10 protein-coding genes are annotated in these 13,222 nt (G+C 41.9%); all 10 read left to right on the forward strand.

The genetic code is table 11. From position 1 onward, the window contains the following. The first annotated feature begins 25 nt into the window (after window positions 1–25). Window positions 26–1,171: a toxic anion resistance protein gene (locus DFR58_RS02790; RefSeq protein ID WP_114296283.1), complete on the forward strand. Its 1,146-nt coding sequence runs from the start codon at window positions 26–28 to the stop codon at window positions 1,169–1,171. A 590-nt stretch (window positions 1,172–1,761) separates the two neighbouring features. Next, window positions 1,762–3,126 carry an SGNH/GDSL hydrolase family protein gene (locus DFR58_RS02795; RefSeq protein ID WP_207659098.1) on the forward strand — a complete coding sequence of 455 codons (1,365 nt, stop codon included), beginning with the start codon at window positions 1,762–1,764 and terminating at the stop codon, window positions 3,124–3,126. Window positions 3,127–3,167: 41 nt separating this feature from the next. After that, entirely contained in the window at window positions 3,168–4,907 is a 1,740-nt protein-coding gene (locus DFR58_RS02800) for a GDSL-type esterase/lipase family protein (RefSeq protein ID WP_114296284.1), read from the forward strand. Between the two features lie 460 nt (window positions 4,908–5,367). Then, entirely contained in the window at window positions 5,368–6,495 is a 1,128-nt protein-coding gene (locus tag DFR58_RS02805; protein ID WP_114296285.1) for a hypothetical protein, read from the forward strand. A gap of 202 nt (window positions 6,496–6,697) precedes the next feature. Next, on the forward strand, window positions 6,698–8,083 hold the full coding sequence (gene amrA / locus DFR58_RS02810; protein ID WP_114296286.1) for an AmmeMemoRadiSam system protein A: 1,386 nt from the start codon (window positions 6,698–6,700) through the stop codon (window positions 8,081–8,083). Further along, window positions 8,080–8,907 carry an AmmeMemoRadiSam system radical SAM enzyme gene (amrS, locus tag DFR58_RS02815; RefSeq protein WP_114296287.1) on the forward strand — a complete coding sequence of 276 codons (828 nt, stop codon included), beginning with the start codon at window positions 8,080–8,082 and terminating at the stop codon, window positions 8,905–8,907. Before amrA ends, amrS begins: the two co-directional genes overlap by 4 nt. Window positions 8,908–8,964: 57 nt before the next feature. Next, window positions 8,965–9,861, forward strand: coding sequence for a DUF4846 domain-containing protein (locus DFR58_RS02820; RefSeq protein ID WP_114296288.1), 897 nt, complete (start codon window positions 8,965–8,967; stop codon window positions 9,859–9,861). Between the two features lie 14 nt (window positions 9,862–9,875). Then, a complete protein-coding gene (locus DFR58_RS02825; RefSeq protein WP_114296289.1) occupies window positions 9,876–10,595 on the forward strand; it encodes a hypothetical protein in 720 nt (239 codons plus the stop codon). Between the two features lie 438 nt (window positions 10,596–11,033). Then, the gene (aroC, locus tag DFR58_RS02830; protein ID WP_114296290.1) at window positions 11,034–12,080 is read left to right on the forward strand and encodes a chorismate synthase; all 1,047 of its coding nucleotides are present in this window, start codon (window positions 11,034–11,036) and stop codon (window positions 12,078–12,080) included. Then, window positions 12,077–13,222 (forward strand): 4Fe-4S binding protein, encoded by a 1,146-nt coding sequence (locus tag DFR58_RS02835; protein WP_242987364.1) that lies wholly within the window; start codon window positions 12,077–12,079, stop codon window positions 13,220–13,222. Before aroC ends, DFR58_RS02835 begins: the two co-directional genes overlap by 4 nt.

Consider the following 13,222-nt stretch of genomic DNA (forward strand, 5'->3'; position numbering starts at 1 on the left):
TTAACATTTTTTAGGGGGTAATGTTATGGGATTTTCTATGGAAATTACAGATGAAAAAGCAATTAAGAATGAGATTGTTGAAACCGTTAAGCCTGTTCCGGAAGAGGTTGTCAAGCTGAAGGAATTAGCGGAGAGCAATGCTTCAGAAATAATGACTCTGGATATTGAATCCATGGTAAAAAGGAAAGCGATAATTAAGTCTATTGAATCCTTCGGCATTGAAACAATGCAGAGCTCTTCCCAAAAAAGCGCATTGCTGCAGGTTACTGTGAATAATTTCTCAAAAATGGGGGATGAAGGAGGAATAGTAGCTAAAGGCCTTCTTGACTTGCAAAGAGAACTGAAGGATTTGGACCCAAGCATGATTGATTTTGCGAAAACGGGACTGATAGGAAAAATATTCAATCCGGTGAGAGCCTATTTTGCAAAGTATCAAAAGGCTGATTTTGTTATATCGGATATAGTTGGATCTCTTGAAAAAGGAAAACAGACATTAAAAAATGATAATACAACTTTGGAAATCGAACAGGAAGCAATGAGAAATTTAACAAAAAAGCTTGCAAAGGAAATTCAGATGGGAACAATGATGGATGAAGCCATAACTGCCCAGATAGAGTTATTGCAAGCAAGAAACGAGGACCCTGAAAAAATAAAATTTGTCACAGAAGAGGTGCTTTTTCCGCTGAGGCAAAGAATAATGGATATGCAGCAAATGATAGTTGTGAACCAGCAGGGAATAATGGCGGTGGAAGTAGTAATAAGAAACAATAAAGAGCTTATTAGAGGAGTAGAGCGCGCCAAAAACGTCACTATTTCCGCATTGAAAATTTCTGTTATTGTAGCCAGCGCCCTCTATAATCAAAAAATAGTATTAAAGAAGATAGAGATGCTGAATGCCACTACCAATGATTTGATTATGGGAACGTCAAAAATGTTAAAGGAACAGGGAGCAGCAATACATAAGCAATCGATGGAAGCAAATATATCGGTGGAAACCTTAAAGACCTCTTTTATGGATGTTATGTCTGCGCTGGATGCCATAAATAAGTATAAACAGGAAGCACTGCCTAAGATGAGGGATACAATAAATCAATTTAAGGAATTGGCGGAACAGGGAGAGCAGCAGATACAGCGGCTGGAAAAAGGCCGCCGGCTTGCTATAGGGGAGTGAGAGCCGAAGACACGGGACGCTCCTGTTTAAATTAATTAATCTAAAACAGATAGGCTTAAGTTAAGCCTAAGGCTGAGCGTTAAAGAGGCCCTGCAAATAATGCAGAGGCCTTTTTGATTGACTAAATTATATATTTACATATATAATTATTAATGTAAAATATTATATCTGACTGGAATCTTTTATAGACACCCTGCGTAAATGTACATCAGATCTTTGATATTTGAATATATGAGATATCAGGCATATTATTTCTTTCAAGCCGTCAACCCGGCTGATGGCTTGAATCAAAGAATATTCGCGGATACAAGCATTCCTGAAACTTTTCTTGCATTGTCCGATCTTAAACCATCTTCAATTATATCAATCCCTATTTACTCTTTATATACTTTTATATTTAGTGTTTAAAAATTAGTTTTTTACAAATGGACGTAATCAAATATATTTTTCTCCTTTAAGGATAAGAGTTAACCGGCTGGCAAAATAATACTTATGTTTTTTAGGAGGTATGGAAAATAAACTCTAATTGCATTGTTCCGTGATATGGTGAAAATTTCCGAGATACTGTGGTACAGAAAAGGAGGATTTATATGAAAAGGAAAATAGTAATTATGGCGGTCCTGTTTACTATGCTTTTAGCCTTTGGGAAAGGCAGCCTTGTTAATTCTGCCCAAATAATCTACGGGGACGTTAATGGTGACGGGCATGTTAATACATTGGATCTTTCCCAGATGAAGAAAAAAATTCTTGGTATTATTGAAGATTTTCCGGATGCCGGAGGATCGCACGCAGCGGATGTAAATGCTGATGGGGCTGTGGACACTATAGATTTTGCCCTGATAAAAAAGTACATTCTGGGATTAATTGATGTTTTTCCGGCAGATCAAAGCGTAATTCCCGTGGCTATATTTCAGGCAGAAGACGCCTATATTTATAACGGAGTGAAGGAAACGATCAACAGCGGCTATACCGGGGAAGGCTATGCAAATTACAATAATGAAACCTCAAGCTATGTTGAATGGATTGTTAATGTGAAAAATTCAGGGGATCAGACACTTACGTTCAGATATGCAAATGGTACTGCTGCTGACCGTCCTATGGAAATAAAAATCAATGGCAGGACAATAAACACTAATCTCAGCTTTGCTCCGACAGCAAGCTGGACAACCTGGGCGGAAGTAAGCCTTAGCGCAAGTCTTAATAAGGGAGATAACACTATCAGAGCTTCTTCGGTTACATCCACAGGAGGCCCCAACGTGGACTATTTGTCGGTAACAAATGCATCGGTTCCCGAAACAAAGCCATTTACAGGCGCTACAGTATATATTTGCGGAGATTCGACAGTAATGACTTACAATGCGTCTTATTACCCGCAGGCCGGCTGGGGGCAGATGATTTCAAAGTATTTTAATTCCAACGTTACCTTTGTTAATCGTGCAATTGGCGGAAGAAGCTCAAAAAGCTTTGTAGAGGAGGGCAGATTGGACAGCATTTTAAATGTAATTAAACCAAATGATTATTTGTTTATTCAGTTTGGACATAATGATGCAACAATAAGCAATCCCGAGCGTTACGCTGCTCCGTATACCACTTATAAGGAGTATCTGGGGAGATACATTGACGGAGCGCGTGCAAAGGGTGCTATCCCTGTATTGATAACGCCGGTAGCCAGACTCAACTATTCAAATAATACCTTTAAAAACGATTTCCCTGATTATTGTACTGCAATGAAGCAAGTTGCAAGCGAAAAAGCTGTGGTATTGATAGATTTAATGACACTCAGTTTAAACTATTATGCTTCAATAGGCTACAATGAGGCATACAAATTGTATCTGGTTTCTTCAAATGGATCGGATTATACACATTTTACAGAAGCGGGTGCGGATGCAATAGCCGGAATAATTTCCCGGGAAGTGAAGAAGCTGAATATACCGTTAGCCGGTGGCGTGAAATAGCATACTTGTAACTTTAACATTAAAAGTAAGGAGAGGTTAAAATGAGACAAAAGGTGTTATGTAAGGTGGTTGGGGCTATTCTTTTGTCAACGGTTATTCTTGGCGGCATGACGTGCATGAATGCTGTTGCAGCGGTAAGCGAGTATAAATTTGATTTTGGCAATGGAGCGGCGCAATACGGTTATACCAAGGTGAGTGCATCTGTATCCTACAATTCGGCGCGCGGCTACGGCTTTAATACGCCGCAGAATATGAAGGATGTCGCCGCTTCAGGCACAGGAGTTGCGGCTGACGCGGTGCAGTTCCTTGCCTTTGGGGTGAAAAGCACTAATACGTTTAATGTAGATCTTCCGAACGGTTTGTATGAGGTGAAGGTGGTTACGGGAAACATATCGAGAGTGAGCATAGCGGCGGAGGGCGTTTTCCAAATCATGAATATGACAGGGAACTGTGCGGAGGACCAATTCCAGATTCCTGTGACGGACGGTCAGCTGAATATACTTGCAACGGAAGGCAAAGCAGGTACTGTATTTACATTGGCGGCGATGGAAATTAAGAAACTATCTGATAATCCGGAAACAAATCCGACTATTTATATCGGCGGAGATTCTACGGTGTGCAATTACTACCCGCTGGACAGCAGTGTACAAGCCGGATGGGGTCAAATGCTGTCGAATTATTTAGACAAAAGTACCTTTCAAATAAGAAATATAGCTACAAGCGGCCAGTACGCAAGAGGTTTTCGTAATGACGGGCAATTTGAAGCTATTATGAAGTATATAAAGCCGGGAGATTATTTCATATTACAATTTGGCATCAACGACACAAACTCTAAAAATAATGAAACCGAGCAGGAGTTTAAGGAAATCATGCGCGATATGGTAAAGCAGGTAAAAGCCAAAGGGGCAACGGTGGTACTGTCCACACCTCAAGGCAGGGCGACGGATTTCAACTCCAGCAACGTACACACTGCCGTAAACCGCTGGTACAGGCATTCTACCGTTGCCTTGGCTGGTGAAGAGGATGTAACTCTCCTAGATCTTAATGTTTTAAGCTCGTCCTATTTTACGTCCATAGGCCCGGCGGCTGTATTAAGGCTTTATATGGATGGCGATACTCTGCATCCAAACCGTGAGGGAGCCACGCAGCTTGCCCGCATTGTTTCGGAAAATATAAGGTTCTCTGTGCCGGAGCCTGTGCCGGGAGGCAGCCCATATCAGGCCGAGGATATGGCTTATGGGGGAAGCGGCACTATATTTGAGTATAAAAATACCGGCTATTACGGAACGGGATATATCAACTTTCCATCAAGCGGTGGATATCTGGAGTTCAGGAATGTCGATGGAGGTGCTGGGGGGGATTCAACCCTCATGCTCAGGTACGCGCTGGGTTCGGACACTTCCAGAACGGGACGGATTCAGGTAAACGGAGGAGCGTGGAAGAATATCACCTTTGATCCTACCGGTAATTGGACTGTATGGTCGTTGAAAGAAGTTAAGGCAACGCTTAACAGAGGCATATCAAATACCATCCGGCTGGAATCTACGGGGCAGGATTTAGCTAATATTGATCAACTGGATATTGTGGTGTCTGCCGTCACAAAGGGAGATGTAAACAACGATGGAAGAGTGGATACTATAGATTTTGTGCTGATAAAAAAACATATTCTGGGCATCGAGCTTCTTACGGGCGATGCATTTAAAGCGGCAGACATTGACGAAAGCGGTTCTATAGACACTTTGGATTATCTACAGATGAGGAAATACCTGCTGGGCTTATAATGGGGGACGCTGAGGACGCTCCTGCGCGGATTTAAGTAGTAGAATAAATATTGGAATTGAGAGGGGACATTCCTCAATTATTGAGGGAATTTGCTGACTTTTTGAGGAATATCTCATTTCTAAAAGTCAATCTGCTATTCTCGTTTCTTAAATATTGATGGGGACATTTTGTATTATTTAAAATAATTCAGGAATGTCCTTTTTATATTTACGAATTCAATAACCCAATATTTAGTGTATTGGTTAATGTGATAGCAAAATATTTAATATAATAAACATACAAATAATTATTCAATGTATAAATTTTGAATTAATAATATAACTTGACAAATTAAATCAACTAAAGTATTATTTATGAGATGGCAATATTTAACACACAAGATGGGGGCATTCCTCAATTATTGAGGTGATTTGCTGACTTTTTGAGGAATGTCCCCCTTTAGAAAGAGGAGGAAGAATTATGTCAATAAAATTTAAATTTGTGATGGTAACTGTTTTGACGTTGACGTTAGTATTCAGTTCACTTCCGGCTTTTGCATCCGAAGCTACAGGTAGTGAAAGCTTTGTGAAAGCACAGGAGATTCCAGTAAATCAAAATGCAGAAGTGATGCTGGCACAATCAGAAATCGAATCCGAAATTGAGGGAAATATTGATATTGCAGCAGAAACAAATTTGACTGTGGATAGCACAAAAAGCATAAAGAGCATAGAAACACAAACAAGAAGGAGAGCTAGTGGTTTATTATCTGACAATCCCAGAACAATAGTAAATGGAACACTAACTCAAAGTAATGATGTTGACTTTCACTTTTTCAGCGTGACTAGCAATAAATTTTTGCTGGCACAGTTGATATCGGACAATGCAGATTATTGGACTGCATTATATATAGTTGATTACGAAACAGGGACTGCGACCCCTACAAATGTTGGTAACTATTCTGGCTCCCTGATTGCATTAAATGGGCTGCCTCAAGGAGACTATGCCTTTGCTGTGGCTTCTGACGGTACCTTAGGGGATTCGTATTCTCTGCGAATAAATGCTGCAAACCCGGCGGGAAGTTACAGCAATATAATAAAAGTGACCCCTTCATTACAACAATTTGTTGTTTTATACAGCAATAATGATGTTTATGCAAATGGAACATTTGTATATAATACAAGTTCCAGTGCCTCTACACAGCATCTTGACTGGCAAAGACAATATTATTTTTCGTATGGAGGAAATTATAATCAAAGAACTCATAATATAAGCTATGCAAAAATAAAAGCTGTTGCCGGGCCATATTCATATTCTTCCTCGTACGCATCTTCTAATAACGTTATGCTCATATATTTAGATGAGGACACTTTGTTTACATATTTTGAATCACAATTTCAATCCTATCCGCATTATTACTATTCCTCATTCGTCGATATCCTTGGCAAAACAACACCAAGAAGGCTGGAAGCAGATGATTATTTATATGGAGAGCATATTATTGCGTATGATTTGAATACTGGAACCCCTATTGATTTTTATAGCGTCTTAAACTTCTATTATGGAGCTGGCATCGAAAATTTGCCTACAATTACGGAGCTGACTGAATAATAGAAGAGGGTAAAAAAAAGGGATGTTCTTGTTGAATAAACGAGAGCGTCCCGTTTTTCGTTAGACTCATTATTGTTTAAAGGATTTATATGTGTTATTCTGGATATGATAAATTAAGAACCAAGGCATAGAAACAGGCAATTTACCAATTATGATATTCTATAATAAGCTATAGACGCATTACCGCGTTGGAGGTGTTATTATGGCACTGGCTGGTGCATTTGTTGTTCCGCATCCTCCCATCATTATACCGGATGTGGGAAAAGGACAGGAGAAAAAGGTGAGCGCAACGCTTGAAAGCTACCATGAAGCGGCAAGGCGTATCGCAGCATTGGCTCCCGATACTCTTATCGTTATATCACCCCATTCAATTATGTATTCCGACTATTTTCATATTTCGCCGGGGAAAGCGGCAAAGGGGGACTTTGGTCGGTTCGGCGCGGGAAGCACAGTCATCCGTGCAGAATATGACGAGGAGTTTCCCGAGATGCTGGAATACTATTCGGACATAGAAGGCATTCGGGCGGGAACGCTGGGAGAGAGCAATGCTGAACTGGATCACGGGACGATGGTTCCTCTGTACTTCATAAATGAATACCTGAAGGACTATAAATTAGTGCGTATCGGGCTGTCCGGACTTTCTAATACGGAGCATTACCGTCTGGGGAAATGCATCGCTAAGACTGCCGAAAAGCTTGAAAGAAGAGTTGTGCTTGTGGCAAGCGGAGATCTTTCCCACAGATTGAAGGAGGATGGGCCTTACGGCTTTGCGGAAGAAGGTGTTCGCTTTGATAAGGGGCTTACGCAGGCAATGAAGGAGGGGGATTTTCTCAAATTCATGGAATTTTCGCCTGACTTATGTGAAGCGGCTGCGGAATGCGGATTAAGGTCCTTTATCATTATGGCGGGAGCTTTAGACGGTAAAGAGCTTGCCCCGGAGCTGCTTTCCTATGAAGGAACCTTTGGAGTGGGTTATGCCGTATGCGAATTTAAGATTGTTGGGGACAGTGCTGAAAGAAATTTTGACAGGATATTTACCGAGAGGCAGAAGGAGATAGCTAAGCACAGCAGACAGAGTGAAGACTCTTATGTGCGTCTTGCGAGATTATCTCTGGAGACTTATATCAGGCTTGGGAAGCGTGCAAAATTGCCGGAGGATTTGCCGGAGGAAATGTTAAGCCGGAGAGCAGGGGTTTTCGTATCCCTGAAAAAGCATGGCAGCCTCAGGGGCTGTATAGGTACAATCAGTCCGGCGACTGATAATATAGCTGGTGAAATTCTCCGCAATGCCATAAGCTCAGGAACGGAGGATCCAAGGTTTGCACCGGTTACGGAAGAGGAGCTCTCAGAACTGATTTACAGCGTTGATGTGCTTGGGGAGGCCGAGCAGGTTAAGGACAGCTCGGAGCTGGATGTAAAACGTTATGGTGTGATTGTTACATCGGGGCGGAAGCGGGGGCTTTTACTTCCAAACTTAGAGGGTGTGGATACAGTAGAACAGCAGATTTCAATAGCAAAGGAAAAAGCGGGAATTTACGGTAACGAGAAATTCTCAATGGAACGCTTCGAGGTGGTGAGGCATAAATGAAGGCTGAATGCAAAATCTGCCCCCACCACTGTAAAATTGAAGAGGGACATGTGGGCCTTTGCAGGGGAAGAACGAACAGAGAGGGTAAAATTATAAGCGGCAATTACGGTAAGCTGACCGGCCTTGCATTAGACCCCATTGAGAAAAAGCCTCTGTATCATTTTTATCCGGGAAGCAAGGTTCTGTCTGTTGGAAGCTATGGCTGCAATATGAGTTGCCCCTTTTGCCAGAACTGTGACATTTCCATGGCTGGAGCAGATGAGGCAGACAAAGTGGAGGTTACCTGCGAGGAGCTGGTGGATAAGGGCATAGCATTAAAAAAGCAGGGGAACATTGGCATTGCCTACACCTATAATGAGCCCCTTATAGGCTATGAGTTTGTCCGGGATTGTGCGGCACTTGCAAAGAAGAAGGCCATGAAAAATGTGGTTGTAACAAACGGCTATATCTGTGAAGAGCCGCTTAAAGAGCTTCTTCCCTTGATTGATGCATTCAATATTGACCTTAAAGGTTTTACGGAGGCTTATTATCATAAGCTGGGTGGTGATCTGGCAACGGTCAAGCGTGCTATTGAGCTTGCTTCTGAAAAGTGTCATGTTGAAGTCACGACCCTGATTGTGCCCGACGAGAATGACAGTGACGAGGAGATGGAGAAGCTGTCCGGCTGGCTTGCCGGGATAAATAAAGAAATTCCTCTTCATGTCTCCCGTTTTTTTCCCAGATGGCACATGCAGGACAGAGAGGCAACTCCTGTGAAGAGGGTCTATCATCTGGCGCAGATTGCCAGAGGGCACTTGGAGCATGTCCATGAGGGGAATTGCTGAATGAGAAAAACAGGAACTTTTAGAAAGTAGATTTACAGGGGTGGAGGCAAGCGACAAATGACAAGGATTTTAATTTTAATTCTATTGCTTTTTCTTTTCCTTACGGGTTGCACAAGTGTTAATTATGAACAAAAAAATACCAACATACAGAATAAGGTGTCTGTAAAATCAGATGAGAAGGATGAAAAGAAGGAAAAGGAAAGCTTAATTAATACGGATGGGAAAACGGTTCAGGAAAGAATTAAAGCTCCTTATGGGTTTGAAAGGGTGGCAGTGGAGGAGGACTCGTATGCCCAATATTTGAGAAGTCTGCCATTAAAGCCCGATGGTTCGGAAGTACGTCTGTATGACGGAAGAGTGAAAAATAATGCTGTTCATGCGGCTGTAGTGGACATTGATGTAGGAGAGAGGGACTTGCAGCAATGTGCTGATGCCGTAATCAGACTAAGGGCAGAATATTTATATCATCGGAAACTGTACGACAAAATACATTTTAACTTTACCAATGGCTTTAACGCCGATTATATCAAGTGGATGAACGGCAACAGGATTAAAGTTGAAGGGAATAAAGCCTATTGGACGGAGAAGACAGGATACTCCAGCGAGTATGGCAGCTTCAGGGAATACCTGAATATGGTTTTTGCTTATGCGGGGACGCTTTCGCTTTCTCAAGAAATGAAGAAGGTCTCTTTAGATGATATGAGAATCGGAGACGTATTTATAAAGGGGGATAATCCTGGGCATACAGTAATTATCCTTGATATGGCAAAAAATGATGTAACGGGTGAAAAAATATTCATGATTGCTCAAAGCTACATGCCTGCTCAGGACATACATATACTTAAAAACCTTCAAGATGAGGGATTAGACCCGTGGTATCCTGTGAATTTCGGTGAAACATTAAGTACCCCGGAATGGCAGTTTAGTAAAGAGCAGTTGATGCGGTTCGGGTAGAGGAGGTATGCAGTTTGAAACGAAAAATATATACGCTATTTATAATATTGCTTGCGATTTTTTGTATCTCACCGGCAACGGCATATGCGAACTCTGCTGAGCCGCCCGCTTTAATTGTAATTGTAAAAAATGCTCCTGAAGACATTTCCATTTCTATTATTTCGGAGGACTCGGTAAAGGAAGGGAAAAAAAGCGACACTGTCTGGGAAACATATTACGCCTTTTACAAAAGGGATCTTGGAAACAACAGCCAAGTTATTCTCAGGGTTTCGGGGAACGGAATGGTCTACGACCAAGCCGTGGGGGAGCAATACCTGAATGGCTACAACAGTATTGTTACACTGGACTTTTCCAAACAAAGCATACAGGCTGGGAAGTTGTTGTCCAGATCAATTCTTTTGGTGGCTCTGCGAGTGCTTTTAACCTTGGCGATTGAGGGATTGATTTTCTTGCTGTTTGGGTTTCGCGACAAAAAGAGCTGGATTACCTTTCTGCTGATGAATTTACTTACACAGGGCATTTTAAACATAGCCTTAAACGGTTTTTCTCCTTTTGCCAGCTATCTGATTTTAAACCTTATTTTCATGGAAATTTGGGTGTTTTTAGCCGAAATTACAGGTGCGCTTATTTTAATAAAGGAGCATGGAAGACTTCGTCGAGTTTTGTGTGTGCTGATAGCAAACATTGCCAGCCTTGTGCTGGGGGGATATTTAATTACTGTCCTGCCAATTTGAGGGGGACATTTCTCAAAGAACACTTAAGTGGCAACGTCACAATTCAGAGTCGCAATTCTAATACAATCATTTAGGCATGTATGCCGTAACACGCTATTTTCCATATTTTAAAGTAAAACATAAGTTTAATAAAAATTTTGAGGAATGTCCCCCTGACGGACGCCCCTGACGAACGGACTGAAGACCTAGGCGAAGCCTACTAACTGACTATTGACTGATATTGCCTGTAATAAGATAATATAATCTGATAGTATTAACATATATGGTTTATTATAGATGAATATATGAAAATTAGTCTTGGTTATATCTTAATTGACACTTCAAGGGATGAAGGAGAATTTTAAATTCAAAGTCTATTTTTGTAACAATCATACCAGATTAATTCTATTTTTATTGATTCTCTAAATACTACATAAGCCTGTTTGTGAGGGAGTTGCTATGAATACAATCGGGACGCTTTTAAGATGTACAACATGGGGTGAGTCTCATGGAGTTTCTATTGGAGCTGTACTAGATGGGTGCCCTGCAGGTCTTGAAATCCAGCACACGGACATTGAAAAAGAACTGGAAAGGGATATCCCGGATATTGCATTAGGTATTCCAAGGAGGGAGCCTAACGATTTCAGGATACTATCAGGGGTTTATAACGGCATTACCGTAGGTACGCCGATATGCATTGAGATTCCGAACAGGCAGCAGAGGAGCAGTGACTATGATGGCATTAAACACTGTTACAGGCCTGGACATGCCGAACATACATACCATAAAAGATATGGTGTATACAACAGCACAGGAGGAAGAGCTTCGGGGAGGGTTAGCATATCTTTTCTTGCGGCAGGAGTCTTTTCCAAAAAGCTGCTTTCGGGTGTGGGAATCGGATTTGAGAGCAAGCTCGAAGAGCTTGCCGGCATCAGGTGCCGGAATGGGAAAGACCTGGATGAGGCAAGGAAGAAATGCATGGAAATTGGGGGGAACGGTGATTCTACAGGAGGAATAGTTTCACTTAAGATAATGGGGGTTCCTGCAGGAGTGGGTACGCCTGTTTTTGGCAAGCTGAATTCACTCATAATGTATGCATTAAGCTCAATAGGAGGAGTTAAAGGAGTTGAATGCGGAATGGGGTTTGAAGCTGCAAGAATGACAGGATTGGAGCACAACGACGGCTATTTAACGGACGGCAGCGGAATAAAGCTTGAGAGCAATAATTGCGGAGGGACACTTGGCGGAATAAGCACGGGAACTGATTTATATTTCAGGCTGGCGGTAAAGCCCACGCCTTCAATCCAACTTCCACAGAAATCGGTTGACTGGATGAAGGAGCAGCAGGAAGAAATAAAACTTAATGGACGGTTTGATATAAACTTTGCGCCAAGAGTAGGCCCGCTGGCTGAGGCGCTCGCATCACTTGTGCTTGCCGATCAGATGATGATATCGGGGTATATAAGTCCCTCAAAGGCCTCTGGCGGCAGCAAGGGGGGGATATGAAAAAGCTGTATGTCATACTTATTGCTGCTTCATTGATGCTTATTATTTCAGGCGTTATAAGGAATGAAATGGAGTTTGTGTACGAAACTAATACATATGGCAACTTTGATGTTCCCGGTACACAAAGCTGGATCATGAAGCTGGAGCCGGGAGTAGAGGATTATGCGTCGGAGATTGTATATGGAACTATGCATTACAAGCCGTTAGCCGTTATTTCAGCACTTTTTGTACTTACGTTATTCTTATCTCTCATTAAACTCAGAAGAGAATTCATTTTAAGAAAGTTTTTGCAGTGGACGGCTTTTGCAACGGCAAGGATTGGTGTGCTTAGAGTTTCAGGCCTCTACCCGGTGAAGAGGAGCCAATTGTGTGTGTTTCCGTTTTTGAACTGTCAGGCATGTGAGATGGCTACAGGAGCATGTCCTATAGGAATGCTTCAATGGTGCCTGATTAAGGGGGACGGGTTGCTGCTGGTTATAGGTATAATGCTTTTGGCGGGTGCCGCCGCAGGAAGAGCAATTTGCGGCTGGCTGTGTCCGTTTGGGTTTATTGCGGATCTGTTTGACAGGATATCCCTCAAGAAAATAAGGGTTCCTAAGATATTTAAGTATTTGAAATATATTCTGTTTATTTCAATTCCTCTCGTTATAATATTTAAAATGCCGTTTTTTTGTTCCTTTCTTTGTCAGAGCGGAAACATATATGGAAGATTTCCCTATTACCTTACAACCGGGATGCCGGGACTTAAGGCTGAATTCTTAGGTGCTGAAGGTATAAAACCGCTGCTTGTATTCCAGCTTATTTCACTGCTTGCACTTGTTGCCGGAGCTATTCTTATAGGCGGAAGGTGGTTTTGCAGATATGTTTGCCCACTGGGAGCCTGGTTAGGGCTTGGGAACTATGTTTCACCTGTGAGAGTGCTTCACGACAACTCAAAATGCACGAACTGTGGAGTTTGCAGCAAAATTTGCGCCATGGATGCAGATCTTGCAAAGGCAGGTTTTAATGATGTGACAAGCTGTATAAGATGCGGTAAATGTACACGGATATGCAAAGCAAGACATTTTGAAATCTCTTGGAAAATCCATAAAGGACAAGCGCCTAAAGAAACAAGCAAGGAAGAGTATGCAGGGAGGGTTTAA

It is taken from the genome of Anaerobacterium chartisolvens (assembly GCF_003337415.1).
GTDB classification, from domain to species: domain Bacteria; phylum Bacillota; class Clostridia; order Acetivibrionales; family DSM-27016; genus Anaerobacterium; species Anaerobacterium chartisolvens.

Coding starts and splice junctions, on each gene's coding strand:
- DFR58_RS02790 (WP_114296283.1), top strand. CDS start 26: ATGGGATTTTCTATGGAAATTACAGATGAAAAAGCAATTAAGAATGAG.
- DFR58_RS02795 (WP_207659098.1), top strand. CDS start 1,762: ATGAAAAGGAAAATAGTAATTATGGCGGTCCTGTTTACTATGCTTTTA.
- DFR58_RS02800 (WP_114296284.1), top strand. CDS start 3,168: ATGAGACAAAAGGTGTTATGTAAGGTGGTTGGGGCTATTCTTTTGTCA.
- DFR58_RS02805 (WP_114296285.1), top strand. CDS start 5,368: ATGTCAATAAAATTTAAATTTGTGATGGTAACTGTTTTGACGTTGACG.
- amrA (WP_114296286.1), top strand. CDS start 6,698: ATGGCACTGGCTGGTGCATTTGTTGTTCCGCATCCTCCCATCATTATA.
- amrS (WP_114296287.1), top strand. CDS start 8,080: ATGAAGGCTGAATGCAAAATCTGCCCCCACCACTGTAAAATTGAAGAG.
- DFR58_RS02820 (WP_114296288.1), top strand. CDS start 8,965: ATGACAAGGATTTTAATTTTAATTCTATTGCTTTTTCTTTTCCTTACG.
- aroC (WP_114296290.1), top strand. CDS start 11,034: ATGAATACAATCGGGACGCTTTTAAGATGTACAACATGGGGTGAGTCT.
- DFR58_RS02835 (WP_242987364.1), top strand. CDS start 12,077: ATGAAAAAGCTGTATGTCATACTTATTGCTGCTTCATTGATGCTTATT.